Origin of the sequence: Alloalcanivorax mobilis, from assembly GCF_002864685.1 — a bacterium.
Classification (GTDB): domain Bacteria; phylum Pseudomonadota; class Gammaproteobacteria; order Pseudomonadales; family Alcanivoracaceae; genus Alloalcanivorax; species Alloalcanivorax mobilis.
In genome coordinates this window covers 100,493-125,432 of sequence record NZ_NMQZ01000002.1, presented here as the reverse complement: position 1 = coordinate 125,432, position 24,940 = coordinate 100,493, and the positions used below count along the sequence as shown (strand labels likewise).

The following is a 24,940-nucleotide window of genomic DNA, read 5'->3' as shown; positions in this document are numbered from 1 at the left end:
TCGTGGTCTCTTTGCAAAGGAGATCAACGATGACCGACACCATTCCCCGCATTCCGGGCCCCGCCCCGCCATCTGGCCCCGCCGAGCCGACCCGCCCGCACCGTGGCGTGCAGGTGTCCGGCGACCACGGCGAAGACGGCAAGAAAGCCTTCTACATCCACATCGAGGCCCTGCCGGGCCAGGAACACGCGGTGATCCGCATGCTCGAGGACATTCTCGGCTGCGTGCGGGACGAGCCGGCCACCGGCCCCTGGTACGCAGTGCGCTATTCGCAAACCGTGTTCGGTATCTTCGAGGTGTTTCCCAATCTGGCCGGGCGCCAGGCCCATGTGGAGGGTGGCGGCGGTGACATCTTTCGGGACGTGGAACGAATGAACGCAATCCTGGCGTGCCCGGCCCATGTACACCGCCTGGACGTATTAATGGGCAAGGAGCAGTTCGCCGGAGGAACGCCTTGAATGGCAATCGGGCCGACCAGGCCCTCACACGCGGCGCGCGTAGCACCCCAGAAACAGGGCCACCGCCGAATCAACCACGCGCTCGCGCTCAGCCTCGGTGAGCGGCGGCTGCCCCAGCGTGACCTGGGGCCAGAACGCGAAGCTCTTCACCAGCCCCTGCAACTGATGGCCGGCGAAGTCCGGGTCCACCTGGGCCAGGCTGCCGTCCGCCACGGCGGCGCGCACCCAACGGGTCACGCCGCTTTCCTTCTCGTCCATGCGGCCAACAATGGCCTGGGCGCGGGCCGGGGCGTGGATGATCTCGGCCAGCGCCACCCTGGCCAGATCGATAAAATTGGGGTCGCCAAGCAGCAGCAGTTTTTGCATAAGCAGAGTCCGAAGTTGCGCCTCCAGGGGCCGGTCGGCCCGGTAGGCCAGATCTACGCTGGCCGCGCTGCTGCGCCACAGTTGTTCGAGGATCTCGCCGAACAACGCCTCTTTACTGGGAAAGTGATTGCCGACCGTGCGCTTGGACACGGCGGCGGCGGCGGCGATGCGATCCATGCTGGTGGCCTCATAGCCGGCCGCGCGGAACTCCTCCACCGCCGCGCGCAGGATTGCCTCGCGTTTGCGGTCGGTGAGACGTTGCGGGGCACGAGGCATGGCGGAGACCTGGGCAGTGGAAGGCGCGAGGCAACTCTACACTGCGTGGTTTACTTGTTCAAAAGTGAAAACTACACTGTGTAGTGTATTGTCCAGGACGTCGCCATGAAGCGCCTTCTCATCGTTTTACTGCTTGGAGCCCTCGCCGTGACCGTTCATACCGCCTACACCCGATGCGGCACCCCGCCCACCTATCCGCAATCACCGCAGCATCATGACGGCCGCTTTCATAATCCAGCGCCACGCCCCGCAATGGGCTGGTGGCAGGGGTTGAAGCTGGCCCGGACCTTCCTGTTCGCGAAACCGGCGGGGACCGTGCCAGATCGCCCTATTCCGGTACGCTCACTGACTCGCGTTGAATTGGAAGCGGCCCCGAACGGCAGCCTCTACCGGCTTGGTCACTCCACCGTGTTGCTCAAACTGAACGGCCGCTACTGGCTCACCGACCCGGTGTTCAGCGAGCGCGCCTCGCCGGTGCAATGGGCCGGCCCGGCGCGTTTCCATAAGCCGCCCATTGACCTGGACGCCCTGCCGCCAATCGCCGGCGTGATCCTCTCGCACAACCACTACGACCACCTGGACCGGGACGCGGTCCGCCGCCTGGCGGACAAAGCCCGCCGCTTTATCGCGCCGCTGGGCGTCGGCGACCAGTTAGTGAGATGGGGCGTGGACCCGGCCAAGGTCGAGCAGTTGGACTGGTGGCAGTCCACCGAAGTCGAGGGCCTGCGCCTGACCGCCACCCCAGCGCAGCACTTTTCCGGTCGTGGCCTGGCCGACGGTGACCGCAGCCTGTGGGCGTCCTGGGTGATTCAGGCCGGCGACCTGCGCGTGTTCTTCAGCGGCGACAGCGGTTACTTCGACGGTTTCAAAGCGATTGGGGACGCCTACGGCCCGTTCGACCTGACCCTGATGGAGACCGGCGCCTACGACCCACGCTGGGCGTTCGTGCACATGCAGCCCGAGCAAACCCTGCAAGCCCACCTGGACCTGCGCGGGCGCTGGCTGCTGCCGATCCACAACGGCACCTTCGACCTCGCCATGCACCCCTGGGAGCAGCCGTTCGAACGGATCACCGCCCTGGCCAGCGAGCGGCGGGTGAGCTTAAGCACGCCGGTGATGGGCGAGAGGGTGGACCTGAATGCCCCCCACGCCGGTACCGCGTGGTGGCGGGAAGAAACAAGGCGCTAAGCCAACGGCCTCGATTATCGGCGGGCTATCGGTGGTTGCTCACTGATGCTGCAGAATATTAAGCAGTTTTCCGAACGGATCGCGCACATAGAACCGCCGCACACCCCAGGGCTCGCTGACCGGCCCGTACTCAATCGGCACCTTCGCCGCCTGAAAACGGGCCAGGGCCGCGTCCAGGTCGTCCACCTCAATGGACAGATCCGGCACCGCCGTGCCGGAGCCCCCCTCGCTGCCGAAACTGATCTGCACCGTCATTTTTTCATCACTGCCATAGGTGCGGAACCAGCCGTGGTCCATCAGCGTATCCAGGCCCAGAATGTCGCCGTAGAAGCGTTCGGCCTGGTGCGGGTCCGGCGTTGCCGTGTTGGCCATGATGCGTTTGATGTTCATGCCGACTCTCCGTGTTTTATTGGGCGAAAATCTGGTGCCCTCTGATACTCGACCGGCACTGCTCAGCCCCGCACATCGGCACCACGCCGTGCCACCGCGATCTGCAGGCCCTGCACCAGAGCATAGCTAAGCCCGGCCAGAAACGGCGTCAGCACCCAGGGCAACCAGTTGTGGAAGGCGCCGTGGAGAGTGCCGTGGAGAGTACTGTGAAGAGCACCGTGAAAAGCACCGTGGGAAATGTTGGCGGTGGCGAACGCGGCGCCAAGGCCGGCACCGACCGAGAGAAAATCCGTGGCTGTGGCCACCAGCAAAACGTACGAACGCTCAACCTCATCCGGTTCGTCTTTTTTCAAGAAGGCGACCAATACGTTCAATAATGACAGGGCGCCCACCGCCGACAGGGCAAAGCCGGTCAGTTCCAGGGAAGACGGCTTGCCGGACACGCCCGAGACAATGCCATAGGTCACCGTGATCAGTATCGAAAAACCGAACGCCTGAGCGTTATCGTGCACCGACACGCCCAGACCGTGCAGGTATAATTGAAACCACGAAACCCTGGTGCCATCGCCGCGCTTTTCAATGGTACTCATCATTGCCGCCCTCAGTGTCCAGCCCCAGGCCCCGCTTTTACAGGTGTAGAGGGCGCGAGCGATAAAATCAACGTTCTTTTCGCTCAACGGCAGGCAATATGCAGCCGACGATGGCTCACCGATGGTTCTGCGAGTGCGACAGCACGCAGTAGCAAGGCGCGGCGCGCAAGCAATGGCCGTGATCCAATCAGCAGTTCCGACCCGCCATCTCACCATAAAAGTGGGCGGCTTCGTGCGGGTCCGGCGTTACCGCGTCGGCCGATGCGCTTCGCCTTCACCGGGCGCCTCTATTTCTTGCCTCTCTTATCTTTCACTTGAAAATGCCATCACTGCACAGCGCTTTCTTCCAGCCGCGCGCAGCCCTTCGCGCCAAGGAGCTTGGGATCATTCCAATTCCAACTCGTCGATAAGCGCGGCGAGCCTTTCCCGGCCTTCGCCTTCCAGCACCCGTAGCGGCTTCGGCAAACAAGGGCGCCGGACCAAACCGCGCAACTCCGCCGCCGCCGCGACCACGCGCAGGCTGCCACCATGGTGGCTAAAAAGGTCCCACATCGGTTGCAGCTTCTCCGACAGCCGCCGTGCCTGGTCGGCATCACCGGCCTGAGCGGCGCGGGTGATCGACAATGCGGTGGTGGGAAACAGGCCGCCCATCACGGAATACCAAACCTCGCACCCGGCATTAAGGCCGGTGGCGGCGAACGCATCGCCGCTGACACCGATCGTCACGGACCCGGGGAGGCGCGTCCGCAGGCTCGCCACACGGGCCCGGGCGGCTTGGGGATCCGCAGGCACACCGGGGATCTTAATGGACGCTACTCCGGGGAGACGGGCGATATCACCATGGAGTTCATCGCTGAATTCGAAATGGGCCGTCCCGGGGTTGTCGTACACGCACAAAGGCACGGACAGCGCTCCGGTGATCGTCTCGAACAGGCCGAACACTTCTTCGGGCGACAGCTTCTGGTAGGAGACAGGCGGCAATAATACCGCGCTGGCCCCAACCTCTTGCGCCTGCTCGGCCAACGCCAGCACATCTCGGGTGCGTAAGGCGCCAATGCCCACCATCACTGGCGTGCCGTCGGCACGGTCCACGGCGAGCCGCGCGATACGCTGGCGCTCCGGCACTGACAGATAGGCATAGTTGCCGGTAGAGCCCAGCACGCCAATGGAATCCACCTTTGCCGCCGTCAGGCGGTCGATCAGCCCGGCAAAAGCAACTTCATCGATGGTCTGTTCATCCATGGGCGTTAATGGGAAAGCACTCAAACCGGAAAACATAGCAGCTCCGTATTCTGTATCGCGGCGGTCTTGTATCTTGTACCCGAGCATCAGCGCCGTGACCAGGGTCGCGGCGTCTCCGCATCGGGGAACGGACGTGGCAGGATGTCCATGGATTCTTTAATCACAGCGGCGGCACGGGCGCTCGACGGCGGTGATCCGTTGCGCGCGCTGAATCAGTTATCGCTGCGCGAGGATGCGCCGGCACTGGCGCTGCGCGGCATCGCCATGGCGCAGCTCGGTGATCTGGCTAACGCAAAAACGCTACTGAAACGGGCCGCGCGGGCGTTCAGCCCCCGGGAGACGCTGGCCCGCGCCCGCTGTGTCGCCGCCGAAGCCGAAGTGGCTCTTGCCACCCGCGACCTGCATTGGTCGCCCAAGGCACTGGAGGCCGCCCGTGACACGCTGGAACGTCACGGTGACACCCGTAATGCCGCGCACGCCCGCTATCTGGAGATCCATCGTCTGCTGCTGATCGGCCAGCTCGACGCCGCCGAACTTAAACTGGCGGCACTGGACTTCAAGGCTCTGCCGTCCGCATTGCAAGCCAGCCATCAATTGGGCGTCGCCGGTATTGCGTTGCGCCGGCTCGACACCCGCTCGGCCCGCGCCGCCCTGGCGCGGGCCAGGCAAGCCGCTCGCCATTCCGGTATCGCAGCCCTGATCAATGAGGTCGGCAACGCAGCCGAGGCGTTACGCACGCCGGCGGCGCGGCTGGTCACAGCAAATGAAGAACGGCCTGTGCGGCTCGACGAAGTGGAACGCTTGTTCGCCTCGCCGACGCTGGTGGTGGATGCCTGCCGTTACCGTGTGCGTCGGGCGGACACGCTCATAGAGCTGGCGACACGACCGATTTTGTTCGCCCTGGCACAGGCGCTCGCCGAAGCCTTCCCCGGCGCCGCCCACCGGCACGCCTTGATTGAGCGGGCGTTCCGCATCCGCCATGCGGACGAATCTCACCGCGCCCGCCTGCGAGTGGAAATTGGCCGGCTGCGCAAAGCACTCAAGCCACTGGCGCGTATTCATGCCACCCGCCTCGGCTTTGTTCTGGAACCTCTGACCTGCGGCAACGTGGCGGTGCTGGCGCGACCGGTGGAAGAGAAGCACGCGGCGGTGCTTGCTTTCCTCTCCGACGGTCAGGCCTGGTCCAGCTCGGCTCTGGCCCTGGCGCTGGGCACCAGCCAGCGCACCGTGCAACGGGCGCTGGACGCCCTGGCGGACACCGGCAAGGTGCAGATGCTGGGCCAGGGCCGCGCGCGCCGCTGGATGGCCCCGCCGATGATCGGATTCACGACAACCTTGTTACTCACTGCTCCGCTGCCGGGTGGCTAGCATGGCCTCAAACCACACGGAGGAGATCACCATGAAACAAACCAAAGCCCACATCATCCAGGAGTACGGCCCCTTTCACGGCGCCCCCATCATCCACGGTGTTGACTACGATGGCCGCCACCTGTGGCTCGCCACCGGCGACGCGCTCCAGGCACTCGACCTGGCCGATGGCGAGATCGCGCACACCCTGAAGGTCGCCGCCGATGCCGGCACCGCCTTCGATGGCACCCACCTCTATCAGATAGCGGAAAAGCAGATCCAGAAGATCGATCCAAAAACCGGCGAGATACTGGCCACCCTCCCCGCTCCCGGCAACGGCGAGGATTCCGGCATGGCCTGGGCGGAGGGTTCACTGTGGATCGGCCAGTACCGCAACAAAAAAATCCATCAGGTCGATGCCGACACCGGCGCCATCTTGCGCACTCTGCACTCCGACCGCTTCGTCACCGGCGTCACCTGGCTTAACGACCAACTCTGGCACGGCACCTGGGAAGGTGAAACAAGCGACTTACGGCATATCGACCCGGACACCGGGGAGGTGCTGGAAAGCATCGGCATGCCGGAAGGCGCCGGCGTATCCGGGCTTACCAACGATGGCAACGGCGTTTTTTACTGTGGCGGCGGCCCCAGCGGAAAAGTACGGGCCGTGGCCCGGCGTTAACATTGCCTTTGCCCGTTCACGTTGCGTCGCCGGCAGCGCGCTTGGAAAACCAGGCACGAATCAGGCCGGCCTGAAAAAACGGCACCGGTGCCTCAAAGCCGCCGGCCTGAAGGATCGCCACAATCTCGGCGGCCGGCAGCACCGCCACGTCTTTAGCGTAGGCCGCCTTCATCCGTTGCAGCCCTTCTTCGCCGGCTTGCGCCGGTGCCGTCACCCGCTGCCAGACACGCAGCAGCGATTCGTAGTTTTGTTGCGAATCCCGTTGCGCCGACAGGTCGGCGCTGGCCAGCACGCCGCCTGGCTTAAGCCGGGCGGCGATGCCGCGAAACAACGCCGAGCGGTCGTCTTTGTCGAGAATAAATTGAGACACCAGGAAACAGGTGGCCCCGTCGTGCAGCGTCTCACCCGCCAGGGAATCAAGATAGCCCTGGTGAAAATCGCAGCGATCGGCAATGTCCGCCTCTTCGCATCGGCGGCGACACACAGCGAGCATGGCGCTTGATGGCTCCACCGCCGTGAAGCGCCAGCCGGGAAATCGTTTGGCCAGATGAATCAGTTCATTGCCGGTGCCCACACCCACGCACAGAATCCGGGCGTCATCGGGCAACCCGGCGAACACGGACTCAAGCAGAAAATACAGCGCCTTGGTGATGGGCGCCGTTCTTGCCCATTGTTTGTCGTAGCCCGCTGCCATTTGATCGAACACCGCGTTGATTTCGTCGCTGTTCATTGCCCGTTCTCCTGTTTATGCCACCGTGGCGCGCAAATCCGGCAACCACCGGAACAGCCGCTGAAACTCCGCACAGGCGGATTCCAGGCCGTGCATCGGCTGCGCCAGGGGTTGAATCAGAATCACATCCGACGTCAATATCGTCGCCATTTTTTCCACCGAGGGCGCCGCCCAAAACGCCTCGAACCGGGCCACAAAAGCCGCCGCGTCCGCCATCGTTGTGTTCTCAATCGCCGCGCCCTCTATCATTGGGCTCTCTATCATCAGGCGCTCCGTCATCGTTCTTTATCGCTGCCGAAATGTCTTCAAATTAGCCCATCGATAATCGCCGGGCGCTTACCTGCCGGTTAATTGCCGCTGCCCGGTGGCAGCGGGATGCTTCGGTGACTGCGGGTCTGGAGCCCGACATCATGCTCAAACGCCGTGTTCATGAAATCGACGGTTTGCGTCTGTGTTATCACCAGGAAGACAAGGGTGAGCCATTGCTCCACGATGTACGCCCACGCGCCGATCTGGACGCGGACTTACCCGGGTGCGCTGCCCCACCGCGATTATCTGGGGCGACGCCGGCCCTTACTGCAACGTGGCGATCGCCCGCGATCTGGCCGCCCGCATCCCCGGCGCCGAGCTCAATCTGTTGCCCGGCGTCGGCCGTTTCTCCCCGGAGCACGCGCCACCGGCGGTGCTCCAACTGCTGAGCGCCTCGTTGAAGCGATAGCCCGCCGTTAGCCATCATCGCCGTGGATCAGCGAACGGTGGCTGCCCACCGCCGCCATGACCCCCGCCGCCGCTGCCAGGCTGGCATTGGCCATCGGGCTGGCCGCGTCCCCCGCCGCGAACACGCCGGCCACCGAGGTGGCCTGCATGGCGTCCACCTCGATGAGTGGCCCGGTGGGGCCATCCTTGAACGCACAGCCCAGTTGTTCGGCCAGATCGCTGGCCGCAACGGTTCTCGGGGCCAGGAACAACCCGCTGATAGGAATGCTTCGTCCATCGCTCAGACGCACCGCGTCCAACGCCGGCCCGGCGCCCAGCAATTCCACCACTGGCGTGTGCTCCACCGCCACGTCCCGCGATTGCAACGCCGCGCGCTGTTCCGGCGTGGGCGTAAAAGTGCCCTGGGTGAACAGCGTGGTGGGGCCCCAGTCGGGCACCAGCAGGGCTTGATGCATGGCCGATTCGCCGCTGGCCAGGACGCCCAGCGGCCTCTGATCCAGCTCATAGCCATGGCAGTAGGGGCAATGCAAAACGCTGATGCCCCAGCGCGGCGCCAGGCCGGGCAACTCGGGCAGCTTATCGCGCACGCCGGTGGCCAGAATCAAACGGCGGCCACTCTCTTGCCGGCCGTCGGCAAACGAGACACGGAAACCCTGCTCGTCCGCGAACGCGGCCACGGCTTCGCCGGCCAGGCGCGTCACTGTCGGATAGGCCGCCAGCTGGCGAACGGCGGTGGCGATGATCGCCGCCGGCGGCTGGCCGTCCTGACCGAGAAACCCGTGGGAAGATCGTGCAAAGCGGTTGCGCGGACGCTCCGCATCCACCAGCAACACCCGCCGCCGCGCCCGGGCCAGCTGCAACGCCGCCGCCTGCCCGGCGAAACTGCCGCCGACAATGATCACATCGAACACCATGACTCTCCTCGCCTCGTCGCTCGCAATGTGCGTTTCGCACTCACGCATCATTACAAGTTACGAGTAACGGCAACCGCCGTCAACTCATGGAACCTGATTTGTTACGTAATCGGCAAGCTGCTAGATTAGCCACTCTCTCCGCCAGCACCTTTCTGCCCGCAAGGACTACTTCATGCCCCGTGACAGCCGCCTTTCCCGCATGCTCCACGTGTTGATACATCTGGACCGGCACGTGGAACGGGCCACTTCGGAGACCCTCTCGAAAATGCTCGGTACCAATGCGGTGGTGGTGCGCCGGATGATGGCCGGGCTGCGGGATCAGGGTTATGTGCGCTCGGAGAAAGGCCACGGTGGCGGCTGGCAACTGACCTGCGGCCTGGAGGCCATCACCCTGCTGGATGTGTATCACGCCATCGGCAAACCGCCGTTGTTCAGCATTGGTCCGCACGCCGAACACCCGGAGTGCCTGGTCGAACAGGCCGTGGACGCGCGCCTGGCGGAAACCCTGGACGAAGCCGAAGCGTTGCTGATCGCACGCTTTCAAACGCTCACGGTGGCGGACTTGGCGGCGGACTTTGAAGCCCGATTATCGGAACAGCGGCCCGATGGCCAAGCCCACTGCGGCGGCAAAGACCCAAAGTAAGGCGCCCGCGAAGGGTGTCAGCGCGAGGCCGGTTAGCCGAACGGCCGAACGCCAATCAACGGCCCGTGCAGCCAGAACGCGAACAGACCCCACGCCACTACGCCGACCACCAGCGTGATTACATCGCCCTTCAGCGTGCCCGGCGGATACGTTACGCCGCTGGCGCGGTCACGGCGGCGCAGAATGGCGAAGGCGGCAATAGCCCATGCCAGGAACGCACCGAACAGCAGCACGTCGCGCAGGAAGCCGATGGCCAGCAAATGGCCGAGCGCCCAGATCTTGACCCCGGCAACCATCGGGTGGCCGATTTTTGCTTTGATGCGATTGCCGGGCACATAGGCTGCGGCCAACAGAATAAAGCCAACCAAGGTGAACAGCGCATTGAGGTGGCCCAGCCAGGCCGGCGACGCGTACAGCAACACCGGATCAAGACGCGCCCGTTGGAATCCCCAGATGATCAGCACGAACCCGGCCACGGCGATCAGGCTGAACAGCCCCTTCCAGGCGCCCACACCAAGCCTGGCCACGCGGCGTTGCCGCCATGTCGGGGCGAACAGGCCCACACTATGAATACCCAGAAAAATCAGCAAACCGAAAATCAGAATCGTCATGGTCGATCTCCCCGCTTGGATCGCAGCCGCGCCGCTCACGGTGGCGGCACAGCCTCGGCCTGGCGTTATATTGACGTTGTCACATTGACACCACCAATATGATCACTAATATTGACAGTGTCAATATTGCCTTACCCACCAAGGAATCACCATGGCCGCGCCCACCCGACGCCCGGGCCATCGCCACGGCAACGCGCGCCAGGCGCTGGTCGCCGCCGCCGAAGCTCTGCTGGAAAGCACCGGCGCCGCCGGATTGTCGTTGCGGCAACTTTCCGAACACGCCGGCCTGTCGCGCCAGGCCGCCTACAACCACTTCGCCGACAAACAGGCGTTGCTCGCCGAGCTGGCCCGGGCCGGCTTTGAAAAGCTGGAAAAGAAGGTGCGGCGGGCTGCGGCAAGGCATGCCGGCGAGATGGCCCTGGCCGCGGCGGGCGAAGCGTACATCGCCTTTGCCCAGAACGCGCCGGCGCAGTTTCGCTTGATGTTTTCCCGGGAACTGGTGGATATCTCCCACTACCCGGACGCGGGCGCCGCCGGCAACGCCGCTTTCCAGGCTCTGGCGGAGGTGGTCGCCACTCTCACCGCAAAAGAACGGGTCGACGCGCTGAGCCTGGCCGCCTGGTGCCAGGTGCACGGCTACGCCACCTTGTGCCTGGAAGCGAGCCTGGAACCGAAACGCCGGCGGCGGGAGCGGGCAGTGTTGTTCGCACGATTGATCGCCGGGGAAGCGGCCCGTCAACCACGCTGACGCGCCGCCGGGCCGGCGGTTCGTCTTATTCCGCCGCCCGGGGTGCGCTGAGTGCCTTGCTGTAAAACCCCGACGGGTCGAAACAGCACACTCGCTTCTCGCCGCTGGCCAGCTTGTCGCAGGCGTCCCTGATGCGCTTGGCGCGGGTCTTCGCTTGCTTGGCGGAGACCACCCAGTGAATCCAGTCCACCCGAGCCAGGGTGGTGGTGGCCTGCCAGGTGGCCAGGGCCGGTGGCGACGCCTGCAACGCCGCGCGCAGGTCCGCGGGCACCTCCGGTTCCGGCTCCCGCGCCAGCGGTCGGATCTCGAATTCGGCGACGTCGCCAACGGTGGCGTTGGCGGCATCCAGCAGTGCCGGGTCGATTCTGAGCCAATGGCTCTTCTGGCCATCCGGCTCAAGCAGGGCCCGGAAGCCCGTGCCATTGAGGGTGCCTTCCACGGAGGTGCGCCCGCGCCTGGGCAGTGCCGCGCTGACCGCTTTGGGCAGAACCACAAACGCCCAGAGCCCGCCATCGCCAGGCTTTTCAGGACGAAGCAATCGCGCGCTGAAGTGATCTTGTTTCGCAGAGGCCATGTTTCACTGCCGTCAGTCAGGTTTAACGGTTGATCCAAAGCTGGCCAAAGCACCGCGCGCTGTCAACAACGCCCGCCGAAGCGCCTTGCCCGGCGCAGTCAGATGTGCACTTCCACCACGCGAATGTCGGTGCCGAACAACCCGCGCATGGCCTCCAGAAACCCGGGCTGGAAGGCGCCGCCTTGGTCGTTCCAGAAGGTGATGGCCAGATTGCTGAACGCCCAGGGCGTGTCCGTTCCGCCGCAATCGGTACCGTACTCATTGATATGATGGCGCGCGCCGCAGGCGGGGCAGCGCGGGCAGTCCTCAACGCGCGAGTACCAATCGCCGATGGACTCTAGCGCATCCCAACCCTGGTCGTGGCCGCACGATGGGCAGATAAAGCTCAATTGCGCGCCTTCAGCGGGATGAAAAACCACCCGTTCTCCGTGGTGCAGCTCCAGCCCGCGGGTCAGCAGATCCTGGCTGCGCGGGTCCGGCGCCTCGATAAACAGGGGTCCGATCTCCGGCGTGAACCGGTAGCCGGGCTTACCCAGGGTGCAATCGGACAGGTCGGTTTCCACCAGGCCGCGCGCCTGAAACCAGGCAAGAACTTCCATCGCTTTGGCCTCGTCTTCCGGGTAATCGCCGGTGTGAACCGGCACGATGTGGGTGCAGCTTGTACTCAATCCGTTTCCTCCCGCGACGACGAAGTGCGAGGATACGGTAACGTGGGCGGCGCGGCATCGCCGCCGATGCGTTCGCCTTTCCGGAAAGCGCCTGCAGAGGAGCTCCATGGCAAAACACACAGTGGTACTCGGCGCCGGCATGGTCGGCGTGTGCGCCGCCTGGCACCTGCTGCGGCGCGGCCACCGCGTCACCCTGGTGGATCGCAATGCACCGGGCCGCGAGACCTCCTTCGGCAACGCCGGCATCATCCAGCGTGAAGCGGTGCGGCCTTACCGCTTCCCCCGGGATCTGGCCACGCTGACCCGGGTGCTGCCCAACCGGGCCGTCGACATCCGCTACCAGCCTTCCGGCATGGCCCGGGCCGCCCTGCCCCTGTTCCAGTACTGGCGCAATTCGGCGCCGGAGCGCTATGCGCGCATCGTTCCCGAGTACGCGGCTCTGATCACCCGGGCGCGGGACGCCCACGCGGAGATGATCGACGCCGCCGGCGCCGGGGACCTGATCCGCCAGGACGGCTACCTGGAAGTGTTCCGCACCGCTGCCGCCTTCGACGCGGAATGCCGCCAGGCCCGGCAGGACGCCGACGAATACGACGTCACCCATCGCGTGCTGGACCACGCTGCGCTCGCTGAAGAAGAACCGGACCTGGCCTCCGGCCTCGCCGGCGCCCTCCACTGGACCCAGCCCTGGACCGCCACCGACCCCGGCGCCCTGGTGGCCGCCTACGCCGAGGACTTCCAGCAACGAGGCGGGCGCTTTATCCAGGCGCCCCTGGAAACGCTTTCCCGCGACGGCAGCGGCTGGCAGGTAATGGCCGGCGGCGAGACGATCCGTGCCCAGCAAGTGGTGCTGGCGCTGGGCCCCTGGTCCGCACAATGGCTCGACCAGCAAGGCTTGCATGTGCCGCTGTTCGTGAAACGCGGCTACCACATGCATTACGGCGCCCACGACAACGCCCGCCTGCGCCACTGGCTGATGGACTCCGAAACCGGCTATTTGCTCGCCCCGATGCGCGCCGGCATCCGCCTCACCACCGGCGCCGAACTGGCGCGCCACGACGCTTCGCCCCGCTACCAGCAACTGGCCGCCGCCGAAGCCGTGGCGCGAACGCTGTTTCCCCTTGGCGAGCGCCTCGACCCGCAACCCTGGATGGGCGCCCGCCCCTGCACCCCTGACATGAAACCGGTGATCGGCCCAGCCCCCGGCCTGCCCGGCCTGTGGCTGGCCTTCGGGCACGGGCACCAGGGCTTCACCATGGGGCCGATCACCGGCAAATTGCTCGGGCAGATGATGGACGGGGAGCCGGCGGAAGTGGATATGGCGCCCTATCGGGCGGATCGGTTTTGAGCAGCGCTTTGCAGGCCGGACAAGGTGCCCGGGGTGGGCGAGGCGGGCGCCTCGCCCCACGGCATCGGGAATCAGTTGCCGTCTATTTGACGCGGTACAGCCCGCACAGCTTGTTGCCGTCCGGGTCCAGCACGTAGCTCAGGTGCATGGCGCCCATGTCGCTCTCGCGCAGGCCCGGCGGGTCCTCAACCGACTTGCCACCGTGGGCCACCGCCACGTCATGAAACTCCTTCACCTGCTCCGGCGAGCCGCACTTGAAACCAATGGTGCCGCCGTTGGCGCCGCAGGCCGCCTCGCCATTGATCGGCTGGGTGACCGCCAGGGTGTTGCCTTCGTGCCGGTAGAACAGCCGGGTATGGCCGGCCGCCGTCTGGTGACGCACCGGCTCGCCGGCGCCGAGCACGCTCAGCACCGCGTCGTAGAAGCGCTTGGAGCGCTCGATGTCGTTGGAACCGATCATGATGTGGTTGAACACGTTTTCTCTCTCCTTAGCCTCCGGCATGGTGCCGGGCTTTTTGTTGTCGGGCCGTCACCCGGAATCGACCCGGTCGACATGAGACTGTATCGGGTTAAAGGCCAGCGCGCGATTCGATGTGGCCACTTCTTATTTGTACTCTAAACCGCACATAATGAACCAAAATGTACATTTATGTGTACATTTTGAAGAAATCAATTCTTGACGCAACGAAATGTACCCATTAGCGTACATAAACCGAATTTTTGTACGGTTTAATGCCCAATGCCAAAGAAAGTCGATTTCTCCATCCAGCGCAAAGCCCAGATCCGTGACGCCCTGCGCGACACCGGCCGGCTGATCACCGAGGCGCGCAAGCAAAGGGGCTGGTCCCAGTCCGACCTCGGGCAGAGGCTGGGTGATGTCGACCGGCGCCACGTCAGCGCCTTGGAAAAAGGCGACCCGAATGTGGGCGTCGGCCTTGTGGTGGCCGCTCTCTGGCTGCTTGACCTGCCTCTGCTGGCCACCCTGCCCGGGCCGAACCGTTCGCCAACCGGCGGCCTCTTCCTCGCCGACCCGCGTCTTGCCCGAGCGCGACCGGCCCACACCCGGAAACGAATCCGGCCCACCGAGATCGACAATGATTTCTGACAGGGCCTATATCTGGATCTTTCCACCCGGGCAGACCAAGCCCGTGGTGTGTGGCGTGGTGGCCTGGGATGGCACCGAATACGTATTTCGTTACGGCAGAAGCTATCTCGCCCGCCGGGACGCCATCCCCCTCTCCATCCCTGGCCGCCCTCTGGGCGAACTGACCGGCGAGCCTTTCGTGCTCGACAACGAACTGAGCGGGGCCTTACGGGACGCGGCGCCGGACGCCTGGGGGCGGCGCCTCATCCAAAGAGAAATTGCCAAGACAATCGATTCGACCGGCCAGGCCGATAGCCGCCTCGAAGGCGAGCTCGGCGAAATCGATTATCTTCTCGGCGCCGGCTCTGATCGTATTGGCGCGCTGGACACCACCGAGACCCCGGACGCCTATGACCCTCGCGCCAGGCGCGTCAGCCCGCTTGCCGACGCCCTGGAAGCGGCGGAACAGATGGAACGCGGTGAGGAACTGAGCGAAGAGCTGGATGCGGCGCTGAATCACGGCACCAGCATTGGCGGCGCCCGCCCCAAGGTGCTGTTCCGGCAGGGAAAGCAATACTGGGTCGCCAAGTTCAGCTCCAGCAGGGACACCATCAACATGATCGCCGCCGAATGCGGCGCCATGCGGCTCGCCGCCAAGGCCGGCCTGCACGTCGCGCAGACCCGGGTGCTCGACGTCTCGGGCAAGGATGTTCTGCTGGTGCGCCGCTTTGACCGGGAAACCGACGCAGCGGGCAACCTGACCCGCCGCCATATGCTCAGCGCCATGACGCTGCTGGACCTGGACGAGTACGCGGTGCGCGCCGGCGACGCCAGCTATCTGGAACTGGCCGACCTGCTGCGCAAGTACGCCCGGGATTTCGAACGGGATGGCCGTGAGCTGTTCCGGCGCATGGTCTTCAATATCCTGATTGGCAACACCGATGACCACGCCCGCAACCACGCCTGCTTCTGGGACGGCCGCGCCCTTGAGCTAACGCCAGCCTACGACCTCTGCCCCCTGCCACGGCTGGGCTATTCCGCGGACCTGGCCATGATCGTCGGCGATCAGGGCCGCGCGGCCAGCCTCAACAACGCGCTCAGCCAGGCCCAGCGGTTTGGCCTGGCCGCCAACGGGGCCAGCGAATGCGTCGATGCCATCCGCCGGACCGTGGAAACCCACTGGAAAGAGAGGTTCTCGACGGCGGGCATGGCCGCCGGCGATATCGAATACTTGGCCAAAGCGACCCTGCTGTCCCCTTCCATTTTCGATTAGGCGCCAACCGCTCGGAATCGGGGGCGTGAGAAATATGAGGATGCCCCTTTGATCTCTCCCTTTGACACCCAGCCGACCAACTAGTAGATTGACACCTTGGATACAGCAAGCAGCGGCGCTCGTGACGTTGCTTTGCGTGAACTGAGCACACATCGCGTCACTCTTTTATGAGCACGGACTTATGAGCACGGAGCTTTCCCCTCGGGCAACCGAAATCGCGGACCATACCAAGCAACTGCTTGCCGCCGGTGGCTACCACGGTTTCAGCTACGCTGATGTGTCCAAACGAGTCCATATCGGCAAGCCCAGCATCCATCATCATTTTCCCAGCAAGGCGGATCTGGTTCTGGCCGTGGTTGCACGGCACCGCGAGCAGACCCGGGATGGCCTGGCCGCTCTTGATCAACACTTCGAGGACCCGCTGGCGCGTCTGACCGCCTACACCGACTATTGGGCGGAATGCATCCGCGAGGGCACATCGCCCATGTGCATTTGCGCCATGCTGGCCGCCGAATCGCCGATGGTTCCAGCCGACATCGCGGATCAGGTTCGTGCCTATTTCCAGGATCTGACGGCCTGGCTCGTCACCGTTCTGGAACGTGGTCAGGCCACCGGGCAGTTCCGGTTCAGTGGTACGGCCTCGGTCGAGGCGCAGACCTTTATGTCCATGGTGCACGGCGCCATGCTCACCGCCCGGGCCCTGAACGACGCGGAGTCGTTCCAGGCGATTTCACGCACGGCCATTCGCCAACTGTCTGTCCCTACCTGATCGTCTTTACGACGAGCCGCCGCACTATAGGGCTCTTATTTTTGATCATTTAACCGACCAACTAGTTGGTTTGTATTTTAACCCTCGGTACCTCAACCGCCAAGCCCGACTGACACCAGGAGTCATCGTTATGCCCCATCCCATTTCCGCCCTCGGCGCCGGCCATACCCTGATCAGCGTGATAACGTTCGCCGCGGGGCTGTATAGCTACGCCCGCCATCACAAAATCGACAGCGCCATTCCGTCCGGTAAGTTTTATCTGACCGGAATGGTCGTTTCCGTGTTCACCTCGTTCGGATTATCCAGCACCGGCGGCTTCAATGTCGGCCATGCCCTGGGCATCGTGGCATTGCTTGCGATAGCCGGCGCGGTGCTTGTTTCACGACTATCCCTGCTCGGGCGCGCACGGCCCTATCTGGCCCAGTTCGCGTTCGCCTTCAGTTTCTTCCTGCTGTTGGTGCCCGGGATCAATGAAACGCTGACACGGCTGCCCGTTGCCCACCCGCTTGCGGACGGGCCGGAATCCCCCCTCGTGCGCGCCGCACTCGCGGCCTGGCTGGGCCTCTTTGTGCTGGGCTCCGTCTTGCAGTTCTGGTGGATGCGCTCGCAGCAGAAGAAACACTGCCTGACCAACCCAGCCCCTAATCGTCCGGTGAATGATGAAACCGCGAACCACTTAATCAATGCGCACTTCAGGAAAACGCGATGAGCCCCCACCACGAAAACACCTGGAAAAATAAGCGCGGCAGTTCGCCGTCCGCTCTGGAAACGATGCTAAACGATGATGAAGCCCTCGAAGGCGTGGAAGCCTGGTTAAACCAGCAGGCACTGTTGATCAAACTGACTTCACCGCAAACGGCACGCCGGCCCACCACGCTGGTCGAATCCCCGGCGGGTTGGTTGCTGCGTCTCGTTTTGCATGCCCGAGCAGAACGGGCTCCGCAAAAAAAGGGCGGCGCCTAGGCGCATCCCTGTCCGCCAAGCACCCGCCGTGCTTTCTTTAAGCGTGTCTAAAAAATCAGACCCGTTCTCGGTGAAACCGTTATCGCTGTTCTACTTTAGTCTTAAAGCCCGTTCCTGGCGTAGTATCGAGGTATCACCACTCGTAAGCTGTCGTCAGGATCTCAATAACAGCAACAAACAACAGCGATACCTCACCAGGAGAGACCCATGATATCTCGCACTCTGATACTGGCCGCCGCGCTGGGGTTGTCCGGAGTATTGTTCTCCGGCTGCAGTGACAATGGCAACGACGCCGCCAAGAACGAGGCCGGCACCGGCAGCGCGATCGACAACGCCGCCACCGAATCGTCCCAGGCCGACGCCAGCCAATCGGAGGTGGATCTGATCTTCGGCACCGGCGGCACCTCGGGCTCCTATTACCCGATTGGCGGCGCCCTGAAACCGATCTTCGAAGCCAGCGACAAGGTGGGCCGGGTTCAGGTGGTCTCCACCGGCGCGTCAGTGCAGAACATCCAGAATATTCAGGATGGCCTGAACCACATTGCCATCGTCATGAGCGATGTGGCCTATGACGCCATCAACGGCAAGAACCAGTTCGAAGGCAACAAGGCGGACATCGCCACCCTGGCGGGCCTGTACCCGAAGGTAGTGCAGATCGTCGCCACCCAGGAAAGCGGCATCAAAGGCGTCGCGGAGCTGGCGGGCAAGCGTATCGGCGTGGGCAAGGTGGGTTCCGGCGTGGAACAGAGCGCCAGCAAAGTGCTGGAGTCCGCCGGGCTCAGCTACGAGGATATGGCGCGGGTCAGCCACACCGGCTACGCCGACAGTGTCACCGAAATGAGCAACGGCAACCTGGACGCGGCCTTCTTCACCTCCGGCGTGCCCAACTCCAGCATCACCGGCCTGATGCAGACCAACGACGTCACCTTCGTGCCCGTCGATGGGGATGTGGCCGACAAACTGCTCGAGGCCTACCCGTATTACGAAAGCTACACGATCCCCGCGGACAAACCCGAGCGCTACGGCCTGGACAACGCGGTGACCACCGTGGCGATCCGCAATATCCTGATCGTGCCGGCCTCCATGGATGACGGCGTGGCGGAAGAACTGACGCAACGCTTCGACGACTACTTGCAGTCCGACAAGGTCTCGGTGGGCGCGCTCAAGGACATCGATCCCGCCAGCATGGACCAACACCTGGTGGTGCCCCTGCATCCCGGCGCGAAGGCGTACTACGATGGCCGCGCAGGCACGGATGACGCCAGCAACGACTGAGGTCTGAGCGACTCACGCACCAATGCGTAAGCTTCGCGGCGGGTGGTGGTGGCCGGTGCTGATCGTGACCGTGGCGGCCACCGGCACGCTATTGCCGCTGCCGTGGCTGGTGGTGCTGCAAGGCGATCATCTTCGCTATGCCTTGCCCGGCGCCGCCGGCACCACCTTCGTGTTGCGGTGGACCCATTCGGTGGAGAAGGAAGACTGGCAAGAGCGCTTCCAGGTTCAACCGGACGGCGGCCTGATGCTGGTGGAAACCCGCTTCAAGACCTTCGGCGCTGGCGTGCCCGCCCAGGTGGGAACGGAAACACGCCTGGAAAACGGCTGGGTGGTGATGAGCGGCATTCAACGGCCCGTCGACCCGCTCAATGTTCAGGCCGCCGCCGCGGAGCACTACCGCCTGCGTTACCGGGGGTGGACACTGGCGCTAACCGGCCCGGGCGCGCCGCCGATTCTGACGTTCACCACCCGTGATGCCCCCTTGTTAACGGTTTTGCCCGGCCTGCTGCGCGGCGCGGGCATTTTGTCAATTCGTTGAAGGCATTGCGCCCCGTGGCGCGATGTTTCTTTGCAGTGTGGAGAGGCCCATGAGCCAGTTAACGCCGCCGCCCCCGGCATCGCCGGACACCGACCCAGCGATCAAGGAAGCCCTGGAAAAATACGACCGCGAAAGCGTGGTGCGCGACGCCCTGCCCCGTTGGGCGGTGCTCTTCGTGACCACCGTTTGCGTCCTGCTGGCGGCCTTCCACCTGTACACTTCATTCTCCGGCCCACTGGTGGACGTGGCGCAGCGCAGCATCCACCTTTACACGCTGCTGGCTCTCACTTTTATTCTTTATCCGATGACCAAAAAAGGCGTCCGTGACCGGGTGCCCTGGCTCGACCTGCTGCTGGCCGCCGCCGCCTTCGGCATCGGCATTTATATGCTGGTGGTGGCGGACCGGGTGATCGCCTCCGGCGGGCGCGTCAACACCACCGATATGATCGTCGGCGCCATGGCCATTCTGATGGTGCTGGACGCCACCCGCCGCGTCACCGGCTGGGGCCTGACCCTGCTGGCCACGATTTTTCTGATCTACGGCTTCTACGCCAAGCTGTCGTTCTACCCCGAGCTCAACGAGAACATCGTGCTGGCCACCGGCCGGCAGATCATGTCGCACCTGGTGTTCATCACCGAAGGGCTGCTGGGCACCGCCATCGCCGTGTCCGCCAGCTACATCATTCTGTTTATTCTGTTCGGCGCCTTTCTGGTCAAATCCGGCCTCGGCCAGTTGTTCAACGACCTGGCCCTGGCCGTGGCCGGCCACACCCGGGGCGGCCCCGCCAAGGTGGCGGTGCTGGCCAGCGGCCTGCTCGGCTCCATCAACGGCTCGGCCATCGCCAACGTGGTCACCACCGGCGCCTTCACCATTCCCTTGATGAAGCGCACCGGCTACAAACCCAACTTCGCCGGCGCCGTGGAAGCCTCCGCCAGCGTCGGCGGGCAGATCCTGCCGCCGATCATGGGCGCCGCCGCCTTCATCATGGCCGAAGTCTTGTCCGTGCCGTATACCCAGGTGATTCTGGCGGGCATCATTCCGGCGCTGTTGTTTTACCTGGGCGTGCTGTTCCAGGTGCACCTGCGCGCCATGCGCAACGGCCTGGAAGGCATCCCCCGCTCCCAGCTCACGCCGATCCGCGAAGTGCTGCTCAAACGCGGCCACCTGCTGATCCCCATGGCCGTGCTGCTGTGGCTGCTGTTCGAAGGGCGCGCGCCCTTTTTCGCCGCCTTCTGGTCGATCGCCGCCACCGTGCTGATCTGCGGCACCCGCCGGGTCACCATCGGCCTGAGCGTGCTGCTGGCGCTGCTGATTTTTGAGCCGCAACTGCGCGCCCTGGCGCTGTCGCACTCCGTGCCCAACATGTCACCGAGCCGCTGGAGCCTGTTCGCCGTGATCGCCCTGCCCGTGGTGATCAACGCGATCCGCGCGCGCCTGGGCCTGGTGGCCGAGAAAGTCGACCTCGCCGACTGCCGCGACGCCATGACCGACGGCGTGCGCAACGCCATCCCCGTGGCCCTGGCCTGCGGCGCCGTGGGCATCATCGTCGGCATCGCCACCCTCACCGGCATCGCCCTGGACGCCGCCGACGCCGTGGTGCAACTGGGCCACGCCATCCCCTACCCGACCCTGCAACTGCTGGTCACCCTGATGCTCACCATGCTCGCCTCCATCGTGCTCGGCATGGGCCTGCCCAGCATCCCCACCTACATCATCACCAGCACCATGGCCGCGCCGATTCTGCTCAACCTGCCCCTGTTCCGAGAACTGGCCGGCAGCAACGACACCGCCATCTTCGTCGCCCACATGTTCGTGTTCTACTTCGGCATCTTCGCCAACCTCACGCCCCCGGTGGCGCTCGCCGCCTACGCCGCCGCCGGCATCAGCGGCGGCTCGCCCAACGCCACCGGCTTCCAGGCCATGAAACTGGCCATCGCCGGCTTCGTGGTGCCCTACATGTTCGTGTTCGCCCACAGCATGCTGATGATCGACGCCACCCCCGGCAATATTCTCTGGGTCGTCGTCACCGGCATCATCGGCGTACTGCTGCTGGCGGTGGCCGTGGAAGGCTACCTGCGCCGGCACCTCGGCCCGGGCTGGCGCCTGCTGGCCCTGATCGGCGCGCTGGCGCTGATTTATCCGGGGCTGTGGAGCGATGCCATCGGCGCGGTGGTTGCCGTGGTGCTGCTTCTGCTGGCTAAGAGTAAAGAAGAGAAGATGGATCCGGTGTGAGAGGGCCGGGTGCGCGTTTTATTGAATCGCTGGCGCGTTATCCGGCTCGGCTTGCGCGCCGGCTTGGCGCTCCATCTCCTTGCGGATGCGGTTCGCCGAATAGGCTGGGCGGGACGACACCACCGATGCCCAGCCGGCCACATTGAAGAACAGCCAGACCTTCCAAGAACCGAGCGGTTCGTTGCCCCATACCAGTAACGCATAAAGGGTCAAAACAAAGAGAGCCAACGATACCGGAACTAATAGCAACCCGGTCCACATGCCGGCCAGCATCATCCATCGCTCGAATCGGCCCAGCCTTATCTCAAACTCGCCCTTCTCATAGCGAACATAAGAGACGGCGCGCTTGAAATGTACGAACGGCAACCGCCCCTCACTGCGCTCGTAGATTTTCAGCAACGCGTCTCGCGGGGCCTTTTCCAACATGATCCCGGTGGCGGCGTGGAAATGCTCCGTGGCGGCCTGTTGCTGGAGGCAGGTCCTTTCTTGGGCTTGTACCCATTCCGAGTTCAGAGCGGCTTCCACCGCTTTTAAACGATGCCTTTTTCGTTCGACAAGGATTGGATGCAGCTTATGAGCATTCAGCACGACAATCACCACAAGCAAGGCGATGACAAGCAGTACATTGCCCTTTTGCAGGCCTTCCGCCAGAACCCTGGTGAACTCTTCCATCCTCTTTCCCCCCATTTCTATTCGAAAGGAATGTTTAGCTTTTTCATGCTTATCGTAGTCACACTACGATATCGGCAAACTCAGTTGTTATTCGTCAATCGGCCTGGCGATCCGGGCCAGGGATTGTTCCAACTGCTCTTTGTCGGCCGCCCGCTTTTCCTCCGAGCGCCGAGCCAGATTGTGCAGCTTATGGCGCACACCTGGCAGCGCCTGAGCCTGGGGCAGACCAATCAACCCGAAATCAGGCTGCTCGTTCTCCACCGACCATAGGAAGGCCCGCGAAGACTCATCCAGCCAACCGGCGACCCGTGTGAGCAGCCGTGCCCGGCTGTCCAGCAATTGATCCGCGCTGACCGGCTCGGCGGGCATGCCCTGGAAACGGGTTTCGAATACGGTGTGGAAATCCTTGGGTTCACTGGGCTGCAATATCTCCCAGGCGGGCTTGGGACTGCAGGTCAGGTAGACCAGGAAAGTGCGCCAAAGCGTTATGTCCGCCCGCGCATCGTTCAGCAGCAAACCGACGTCGAACAAATCACGAGGATGTTGCCGCGATAGCGCGGCCGCCAACTTACCGGCGTACAGATCGGCGAAATCGAGCACCTGGGCGGAAGCAAACCCAAACGCCTCTTCCACCGCCGGCCTGACCACCATCTGCCTCACCGGATGCACCGTGCCGCGCATCACCGGCGTGGTTTCGATCTGCACCCGCGCCCGGCCCCGGCTGACCACCAGCCGCGTCACACCCCGCGCGTTCTCCTTGGCCGACACTTGCACCTGCAACTGCAATGGCCGTGCCCGCAATGTCTCTGCCAACGCCTCCAACGCATCCGTGATCAAGGCGCAATCCTCGGTAAAGCTGTTCACCGGCAACCAGGTCAGGTCGATATCCACCGACAACCGGGGCAAATCCTGCTCAAACAAGTTAATCGCCGTGCCGCCCTTCAAAGCGAAGCGCGGCTCATGCGCCAGCATCGGCAGGATGTCGACCAGCAGCTGCACACGATCCCTGTAGCGGCTATCCCAGGTGCTCATCCAAGTCTCCTGGCAATGTTATCTGGTAGGTAGGATCAAGCCGCCCCCCGAGTACCAGCGACCGCTTACCAGTGCCCAGATCGACCCCCTCCATCGGAACATGAGCCAACCAGGCATGGCCGTGCCGTTCCGCCAATGCAAGAAACAGCCGCTTGGCCTTGATGCTGCGGCAGTGACGAAGCAGCATGCCCACCCGCTGCGGCCGCAAGCTCGTCATCCCTTGCATCAGCGCATCGGCTTCGTAGACCAGTGCCGCGCCCGGCGGGCCGTCACACAGCTCCAGCATGGCCCGCTCCGGCGTGGAACAGACGATGCCTTCCAAACCAGAATCCGTCTCGCGGCGCGCCAGCCCTTGATCCAACAACTGGCGCTCCGGCGTCTCTGTAGTGAAGCGCGGCGATTCCAAATCGAAGGGCGCCCTGCCGCAAAACTCGAAGCGTTCCGCCATCGGCAGCTTCGTCACCCACCCCGGCAAGCGATCCGTGCCATACAACGTCACCGAGGCCGCCTCACCCAGACGCAAATAGTGTTCGTGCCCCTGCCAGGCCAAAGCAAAGCGCCCCCCCACATACAGCGACAACCCTTCCCGGAGCTGCAGACTGCGCACTACCCCCTGCCAGCGCAGCCGTCCACCTTTGCGCAGGTAGACACCCCGCGCGGGCGACACCAGCCAACCGCTGGCCACATAGCGCGCGACCAGACTGGTGGAGTAACCGTGGGCCCGCAGCCAACGGCTGGAAACCAAGGCGGTATCGTCCAGGCTGGCCAGGAGAAGGTTTATGAAACTTTCTTTTTGCTCACTCATAGTGAGCAAAATACACTCAAAGGAAACCAAAGCCAATTACTCCAAGGTTTATAAAATCATAAAATAACTTACTATTAGTGAGCTTTTTAGCGCTCATATAAACCTTTCTGGCCCTTCTCACGCTTAAGCCGCCCGCCACGCCTGGACGAGCATGGTCGCTCTGAAACCAACCACGGAACATCAGCGAAAGCGGAAGCTGATGTCAGCGAAGAAAGAAGACAGCTGTAAGCCATCTCCTCGTGCGCCGGCACAAAGAGGGCTTCCGAGGCAGCCCGGCGTCTTGCTCTGTACCAATCGTTCAAGTATGCTTCGATTGGTACACAAAAGGAGATTCACAATGGCCCGACCACCCCTCCCCCCGTTCGACCAGGACACCGCCGCGCGGAAAGCGCGCATGGCGGAAGACGCCTGGAACAGCCGCGACCCCGAGAAGGTGTCGCTGGCCTACACCGAAGACAGCCTGTGGCGGAACCGGGCGGAATTTCTGCGCGGCCGCGAAGAGATCGTCGCCTTCCTGCGCCGCAAGTGGGCCCGCGAGCTCGACTACCGCCTGATCAAGGAAGTCTGGGCCTGGGGTGGCGACCGCATCGCGGTGCGCTTCGCCTATGAATGCCACGACGACAGCGGCCAGTGGTTCCGGGCCTACGGCAATGAGAACTGGGAGTTCGACGACCAGGGCCTGATGCGGCGGCGGATCGCGTCGATCAACGATGTGCCCATCGCGGAATCCGAGCGGAAGTTTCACTGGCCGCTGGGCCGCCGCCCGGAGGACCACCCCGGGCTCAGCGATCTGGGGCTCTGAGC

General features: G+C 63.8%; 31 protein-coding genes. 17 read left to right on the top strand and 14 right to left on the bottom strand.

Annotated features, from left to right (window positions below; genetic code table 11):
- The first annotated feature begins 29 nt into the window (after nucleotides 1-29).
- Nucleotides 30-458 (top strand): putative quinol monooxygenase, encoded by a 429-nt coding sequence (locus tag CGS25_RS02230; protein WP_198588668.1) that lies wholly within the window; start codon nucleotides 30-32, stop codon nucleotides 456-458.
- A 24-nt stretch (nucleotides 459-482) separates the two neighbouring features.
- On the opposite strand, the gene CGS25_RS02225 is transcribed toward CGS25_RS02230, so the two are convergent.
- Nucleotides 483-1,100, bottom strand: coding sequence for a TetR/AcrR family transcriptional regulator (locus CGS25_RS02225; RefSeq protein ID WP_101674437.1), 618 nt, complete (start codon nucleotides 1,098-1,100; stop codon nucleotides 483-485).
- Nucleotides 1,101-1,205: 105 nt separating this feature from the next.
- On the opposite strand from CGS25_RS02225, the gene CGS25_RS02220 reads away from it, so the two are divergent.
- On the top strand, nucleotides 1,206-2,288 hold the full coding sequence (locus CGS25_RS02220; protein WP_101674436.1) for an MBL fold metallo-hydrolase: 1,083 nt from the start codon (nucleotides 1,206-1,208) through the stop codon (nucleotides 2,286-2,288).
- A 39-nt stretch (nucleotides 2,289-2,327) separates the two neighbouring features.
- Here the strand turns inward: CGS25_RS02220 and CGS25_RS02215 are convergent, their stop codons facing one another.
- From CGS25_RS02215 to CGS25_RS02205, 3 genes are all read right to left on the bottom strand, one after another.
- Nucleotides 2,328-2,678 carry a VOC family protein gene (locus CGS25_RS02215; protein ID WP_089031392.1) on the bottom strand — a complete coding sequence of 117 codons (351 nt, stop codon included), beginning with the start codon at nucleotides 2,676-2,678 and terminating at the stop codon, nucleotides 2,328-2,330.
- 62 nt (nucleotides 2,679-2,740) lie between these two features.
- Nucleotides 2,741-3,271 (bottom strand): hypothetical protein, encoded by a 531-nt coding sequence (locus CGS25_RS02210; protein ID WP_089031391.1) that lies wholly within the window; start codon nucleotides 3,269-3,271, stop codon nucleotides 2,741-2,743.
- 381 nt (nucleotides 3,272-3,652) lie between these two features.
- On the bottom strand, nucleotides 3,653-4,546 hold the full coding sequence (locus CGS25_RS02205; RefSeq protein ID WP_101674435.1) for a dihydrodipicolinate synthase family protein: 894 nt from the start codon (nucleotides 4,544-4,546) through the stop codon (nucleotides 3,653-3,655).
- 111 nt (nucleotides 4,547-4,657) lie between these two features.
- On the opposite strand from CGS25_RS02205, the gene CGS25_RS02200 reads away from it, so the two are divergent.
- A complete protein-coding gene (locus CGS25_RS02200) occupies nucleotides 4,658-5,878 on the top strand; it encodes a helix-turn-helix domain-containing protein (protein WP_101674434.1) in 1,221 nt (406 codons plus the stop codon).
- A gap of 31 nt (nucleotides 5,879-5,909) precedes the next feature.
- A complete protein-coding gene (locus CGS25_RS02195; protein WP_101674523.1) occupies nucleotides 5,910-6,539 on the top strand; it encodes an NHL repeat-containing protein in 630 nt (209 codons plus the stop codon).
- Between the two features lie 16 nt (nucleotides 6,540-6,555).
- Here the strand turns inward: CGS25_RS02195 and CGS25_RS02190 are convergent, their stop codons facing one another.
- Together CGS25_RS02190 and CGS25_RS02185 are read right to left on the bottom strand one after the other, a co-directional pair.
- Nucleotides 6,556-7,269, bottom strand: coding sequence for a class I SAM-dependent methyltransferase (locus CGS25_RS02190; protein ID WP_089031388.1), 714 nt, complete (start codon nucleotides 7,267-7,269; stop codon nucleotides 6,556-6,558).
- Nucleotides 7,270-7,284: 15 nt separating this feature from the next.
- Nucleotides 7,285-7,533 (bottom strand): nuclear transport factor 2 family protein, encoded by a 249-nt coding sequence (locus CGS25_RS02185; protein WP_101674433.1) that lies wholly within the window; start codon nucleotides 7,531-7,533, stop codon nucleotides 7,285-7,287.
- Between the two features lie 268 nt (nucleotides 7,534-7,801).
- On the opposite strand from CGS25_RS02185, the gene CGS25_RS02180 reads away from it, so the two are divergent.
- A complete protein-coding gene (locus CGS25_RS02180) occupies nucleotides 7,802-7,987 on the top strand; it encodes an alpha/beta fold hydrolase (RefSeq protein ID WP_089031386.1) in 186 nt (61 codons plus the stop codon).
- Nucleotides 7,988-7,994: 7 nt separating this feature from the next.
- Here the strand turns inward: CGS25_RS02180 and CGS25_RS02175 are convergent, their stop codons facing one another.
- Nucleotides 7,995-8,900 carry an NAD(P)/FAD-dependent oxidoreductase gene (locus tag CGS25_RS02175; protein ID WP_089031385.1) on the bottom strand — a complete coding sequence of 302 codons (906 nt, stop codon included), beginning with the start codon at nucleotides 8,898-8,900 and terminating at the stop codon, nucleotides 7,995-7,997.
- Between the two features lie 172 nt (nucleotides 8,901-9,072).
- Here CGS25_RS02175 and CGS25_RS02170 point away from each other — a divergent pair, with 172 nt between their 5' ends.
- Nucleotides 9,073-9,543: an Rrf2 family transcriptional regulator gene (locus CGS25_RS02170; protein ID WP_101674432.1), complete on the top strand. Its 471-nt coding sequence runs from the start codon at nucleotides 9,073-9,075 to the stop codon at nucleotides 9,541-9,543.
- A 32-nt stretch (nucleotides 9,544-9,575) separates the two neighbouring features.
- On the opposite strand, the gene CGS25_RS02165 is transcribed toward CGS25_RS02170, so the two are convergent.
- The gene (locus tag CGS25_RS02165) at nucleotides 9,576-10,154 is read right to left on the bottom strand and encodes an NnrU family protein (RefSeq protein WP_101674431.1); all 579 of its coding nucleotides are present in this window, start codon (nucleotides 10,152-10,154) and stop codon (nucleotides 9,576-9,578) included.
- A gap of 151 nt (nucleotides 10,155-10,305) precedes the next feature.
- Here CGS25_RS02165 and CGS25_RS02160 point away from each other — a divergent pair, with 151 nt between their 5' ends.
- Nucleotides 10,306-10,902 (top strand): TetR/AcrR family transcriptional regulator, encoded by a 597-nt coding sequence (locus tag CGS25_RS02160; RefSeq protein WP_101674430.1) that lies wholly within the window; start codon nucleotides 10,306-10,308, stop codon nucleotides 10,900-10,902.
- A gap of 25 nt (nucleotides 10,903-10,927) precedes the next feature.
- Here CGS25_RS02160 and CGS25_RS02155 read toward each other — a convergent pair whose 3' ends face one another.
- Nucleotides 10,928-11,476: a YdeI/OmpD-associated family protein gene (locus CGS25_RS02155; RefSeq protein WP_101674429.1), complete on the bottom strand. Its 549-nt coding sequence runs from the start codon at nucleotides 11,474-11,476 to the stop codon at nucleotides 10,928-10,930.
- A 98-nt stretch (nucleotides 11,477-11,574) separates the two neighbouring features.
- On the bottom strand, nucleotides 11,575-12,144 hold the full coding sequence (locus CGS25_RS02150) for a hypothetical protein (RefSeq protein WP_157933773.1): 570 nt from the start codon (nucleotides 12,142-12,144) through the stop codon (nucleotides 11,575-11,577).
- A gap of 106 nt (nucleotides 12,145-12,250) precedes the next feature.
- On the opposite strand from CGS25_RS02150, the gene CGS25_RS02145 reads away from it, so the two are divergent.
- Nucleotides 12,251-13,492, top strand: coding sequence for an NAD(P)/FAD-dependent oxidoreductase (locus CGS25_RS02145; protein WP_101674427.1), 1,242 nt, complete (start codon nucleotides 12,251-12,253; stop codon nucleotides 13,490-13,492).
- Between the two features lie 82 nt (nucleotides 13,493-13,574).
- Here CGS25_RS02145 and CGS25_RS02140 read toward each other — a convergent pair whose 3' ends face one another.
- On the bottom strand, nucleotides 13,575-13,967 hold the full coding sequence (locus CGS25_RS02140; protein WP_089031378.1) for a VOC family protein: 393 nt from the start codon (nucleotides 13,965-13,967) through the stop codon (nucleotides 13,575-13,577).
- Between the two features lie 264 nt (nucleotides 13,968-14,231).
- Between CGS25_RS02140 and CGS25_RS02135 the strand changes: the two genes are divergently transcribed.
- The 8 genes from CGS25_RS02135 to CGS25_RS02100 all read left to right on the top strand — a co-directional run bounded on the left by CGS25_RS02135 (nucleotide 14,232) and on the right by CGS25_RS02100 (nucleotide 21,627).
- Nucleotides 14,232-14,597 carry a helix-turn-helix domain-containing protein gene (locus CGS25_RS02135; RefSeq protein WP_101674426.1) on the top strand — a complete coding sequence of 122 codons (366 nt, stop codon included), beginning with the start codon at nucleotides 14,232-14,234 and terminating at the stop codon, nucleotides 14,595-14,597.
- On the top strand, nucleotides 14,587-15,849 hold the full coding sequence (locus tag CGS25_RS02130) for a type II toxin-antitoxin system HipA family toxin (RefSeq protein WP_101674425.1): 1,263 nt from the start codon (nucleotides 14,587-14,589) through the stop codon (nucleotides 15,847-15,849). The genes CGS25_RS02135 and CGS25_RS02130 overlap by 11 nt, the downstream gene beginning before the upstream one ends.
- A gap of 181 nt (nucleotides 15,850-16,030) precedes the next feature.
- A complete protein-coding gene (locus CGS25_RS02125; RefSeq protein ID WP_101674424.1) occupies nucleotides 16,031-16,618 on the top strand; it encodes a TetR/AcrR family transcriptional regulator in 588 nt (195 codons plus the stop codon).
- A 130-nt stretch (nucleotides 16,619-16,748) separates the two neighbouring features.
- Nucleotides 16,749-17,327, top strand: a complete 579-nt coding sequence (locus tag CGS25_RS02120; protein WP_198588667.1) for a hypothetical protein — start codon at nucleotides 16,749-16,751, stop codon at nucleotides 17,325-17,327.
- Nucleotides 17,324-17,581, top strand: coding sequence for a hypothetical protein (locus tag CGS25_RS02115; protein ID WP_101674423.1), 258 nt, complete (start codon nucleotides 17,324-17,326; stop codon nucleotides 17,579-17,581). Before CGS25_RS02120 ends, CGS25_RS02115 begins: the two co-directional genes overlap by 4 nt.
- 207 nt (nucleotides 17,582-17,788) lie before the next feature.
- A complete protein-coding gene (locus CGS25_RS02110; RefSeq protein ID WP_101674422.1) occupies nucleotides 17,789-18,856 on the top strand; it encodes a TAXI family TRAP transporter solute-binding subunit in 1,068 nt (355 codons plus the stop codon).
- Nucleotides 18,857-18,878: 22 nt separating this feature from the next.
- A complete protein-coding gene (locus CGS25_RS02105) occupies nucleotides 18,879-19,394 on the top strand; it encodes a DUF1850 domain-containing protein (RefSeq protein WP_101674421.1) in 516 nt (171 codons plus the stop codon).
- 49 nt (nucleotides 19,395-19,443) lie between these two features.
- Nucleotides 19,444-21,627 carry a TRAP transporter permease gene (locus CGS25_RS02100; protein WP_101674420.1) on the top strand — a complete coding sequence of 728 codons (2,184 nt, stop codon included), beginning with the start codon at nucleotides 19,444-19,446 and terminating at the stop codon, nucleotides 21,625-21,627.
- A gap of 18 nt (nucleotides 21,628-21,645) precedes the next feature.
- On the opposite strand, the gene CGS25_RS02095 is transcribed toward CGS25_RS02100, so the two are convergent.
- The 3 genes from CGS25_RS02095 to CGS25_RS02085 all read right to left on the bottom strand — a co-directional run bounded on the left by CGS25_RS02095 (nucleotide 21,646) and on the right by CGS25_RS02085 (nucleotide 24,136).
- The gene (locus CGS25_RS02095; RefSeq protein WP_157933772.1) at nucleotides 21,646-22,299 is read right to left on the bottom strand and encodes a hypothetical protein; all 654 of its coding nucleotides are present in this window, start codon (nucleotides 22,297-22,299) and stop codon (nucleotides 21,646-21,648) included.
- An 87-nt stretch (nucleotides 22,300-22,386) separates the two neighbouring features.
- Nucleotides 22,387-23,331: a nucleotidyl transferase AbiEii/AbiGii toxin family protein gene (locus tag CGS25_RS02090; RefSeq protein ID WP_101674418.1), complete on the bottom strand. Its 945-nt coding sequence runs from the start codon at nucleotides 23,329-23,331 to the stop codon at nucleotides 22,387-22,389.
- On the bottom strand, nucleotides 23,315-24,136 hold the full coding sequence (locus CGS25_RS02085; RefSeq protein ID WP_101674522.1) for a type IV toxin-antitoxin system AbiEi family antitoxin domain-containing protein: 822 nt from the start codon (nucleotides 24,134-24,136) through the stop codon (nucleotides 23,315-23,317). The genes CGS25_RS02090 and CGS25_RS02085 overlap by 17 nt, the downstream gene beginning before the upstream one ends.
- A 337-nt stretch (nucleotides 24,137-24,473) precedes the next feature.
- Here CGS25_RS02085 and CGS25_RS02080 point away from each other — a divergent pair, with 337 nt between their 5' ends.
- Nucleotides 24,474-24,938 (top strand): nuclear transport factor 2 family protein, encoded by a 465-nt coding sequence (locus CGS25_RS02080; protein WP_101674417.1) that lies wholly within the window; start codon nucleotides 24,474-24,476, stop codon nucleotides 24,936-24,938.
- The last annotated feature ends 2 nt before the right edge of the window (nucleotides 24,939-24,940 follow it).

Excerpts from the sequence above, each read along its gene's own strand:
- CGS25_RS02230 (WP_198588668.1), top strand. The coding sequence starts at position 30 with ATGACCGACACCATTCCCCGCATTCCGGGCCCCGCCCCGCCATCTGGC.
- CGS25_RS02225 (WP_101674437.1), bottom strand. The coding sequence starts at position 1,100 with ATGCCTCGTGCCCCGCAACGTCTCACCGACCGCAAACGCGAGGCAATC.
- CGS25_RS02220 (WP_101674436.1), top strand. The coding sequence starts at position 1,206 with ATGAAGCGCCTTCTCATCGTTTTACTGCTTGGAGCCCTCGCCGTGACC.
- CGS25_RS02215 (WP_089031392.1), bottom strand. The coding sequence starts at position 2,678 with ATGAACATCAAACGCATCATGGCCAACACGGCAACGCCGGACCCGCAC.
- CGS25_RS02210 (WP_089031391.1), bottom strand. The coding sequence starts at position 3,271 with ATGATGAGTACCATTGAAAAGCGCGGCGATGGCACCAGGGTTTCGTGG.
- CGS25_RS02205 (WP_101674435.1), bottom strand. The coding sequence starts at position 4,546 with ATGTTTTCCGGTTTGAGTGCTTTCCCATTAACGCCCATGGATGAACAG.
- CGS25_RS02200 (WP_101674434.1), top strand. The coding sequence starts at position 4,658 with ATGGATTCTTTAATCACAGCGGCGGCACGGGCGCTCGACGGCGGTGAT.
- CGS25_RS02195 (WP_101674523.1), top strand. The coding sequence starts at position 5,910 with ATGAAACAAACCAAAGCCCACATCATCCAGGAGTACGGCCCCTTTCAC.
- CGS25_RS02190 (WP_089031388.1), bottom strand. The coding sequence starts at position 7,269 with ATGAACAGCGACGAAATCAACGCGGTGTTCGATCAAATGGCAGCGGGC.
- CGS25_RS02185 (WP_101674433.1), bottom strand. The coding sequence starts at position 7,533 with ATGATAGAGAGCCCAATGATAGAGGGCGCGGCGATTGAGAACACAACG.
- CGS25_RS02175 (WP_089031385.1), bottom strand. The coding sequence starts at position 8,900 with ATGGTGTTCGATGTGATCATTGTCGGCGGCAGTTTCGCCGGGCAGGCG.
- CGS25_RS02170 (WP_101674432.1), top strand. The coding sequence starts at position 9,073 with ATGCCCCGTGACAGCCGCCTTTCCCGCATGCTCCACGTGTTGATACAT.
- CGS25_RS02165 (WP_101674431.1), bottom strand. The coding sequence starts at position 10,154 with ATGACGATTCTGATTTTCGGTTTGCTGATTTTTCTGGGTATTCATAGT.
- CGS25_RS02160 (WP_101674430.1), top strand. The coding sequence starts at position 10,306 with ATGGCCGCGCCCACCCGACGCCCGGGCCATCGCCACGGCAACGCGCGC.
- CGS25_RS02155 (WP_101674429.1), bottom strand. The coding sequence starts at position 11,476 with ATGGCCTCTGCGAAACAAGATCACTTCAGCGCGCGATTGCTTCGTCCT.
- CGS25_RS02145 (WP_101674427.1), top strand. The coding sequence starts at position 12,251 with ATGGCAAAACACACAGTGGTACTCGGCGCCGGCATGGTCGGCGTGTGC.
- CGS25_RS02135 (WP_101674426.1), top strand. The coding sequence starts at position 14,232 with ATGCCAAAGAAAGTCGATTTCTCCATCCAGCGCAAAGCCCAGATCCGT.
- CGS25_RS02130 (WP_101674425.1), top strand. The coding sequence starts at position 14,587 with ATGATTTCTGACAGGGCCTATATCTGGATCTTTCCACCCGGGCAGACC.
- CGS25_RS02125 (WP_101674424.1), top strand. The coding sequence starts at position 16,031 with ATGAGCACGGAGCTTTCCCCTCGGGCAACCGAAATCGCGGACCATACC.
- CGS25_RS02120 (WP_198588667.1), top strand. The coding sequence starts at position 16,749 with ATGCCCCATCCCATTTCCGCCCTCGGCGCCGGCCATACCCTGATCAGC.
- CGS25_RS02115 (WP_101674423.1), top strand. The coding sequence starts at position 17,324 with ATGAGCCCCCACCACGAAAACACCTGGAAAAATAAGCGCGGCAGTTCG.
- CGS25_RS02110 (WP_101674422.1), top strand. The coding sequence starts at position 17,789 with ATGATATCTCGCACTCTGATACTGGCCGCCGCGCTGGGGTTGTCCGGA.
- CGS25_RS02105 (WP_101674421.1), top strand. The coding sequence starts at position 18,879 with ATGCGTAAGCTTCGCGGCGGGTGGTGGTGGCCGGTGCTGATCGTGACC.
- CGS25_RS02100 (WP_101674420.1), top strand. The coding sequence starts at position 19,444 with ATGAGCCAGTTAACGCCGCCGCCCCCGGCATCGCCGGACACCGACCCA.
- CGS25_RS02095 (WP_157933772.1), bottom strand. The coding sequence starts at position 22,299 with ATGGAAGAGTTCACCAGGGTTCTGGCGGAAGGCCTGCAAAAGGGCAAT.
- CGS25_RS02090 (WP_101674418.1), bottom strand. The coding sequence starts at position 23,331 with ATGAGCACCTGGGATAGCCGCTACAGGGATCGTGTGCAGCTGCTGGTC.
- CGS25_RS02085 (WP_101674522.1), bottom strand. The coding sequence starts at position 24,136 with ATGAGTGAGCAAAAAGAAAGTTTCATAAACCTTCTCCTGGCCAGCCTG.
- CGS25_RS02080 (WP_101674417.1), top strand. The coding sequence starts at position 24,474 with ATGGCCCGACCACCCCTCCCCCCGTTCGACCAGGACACCGCCGCGCGG.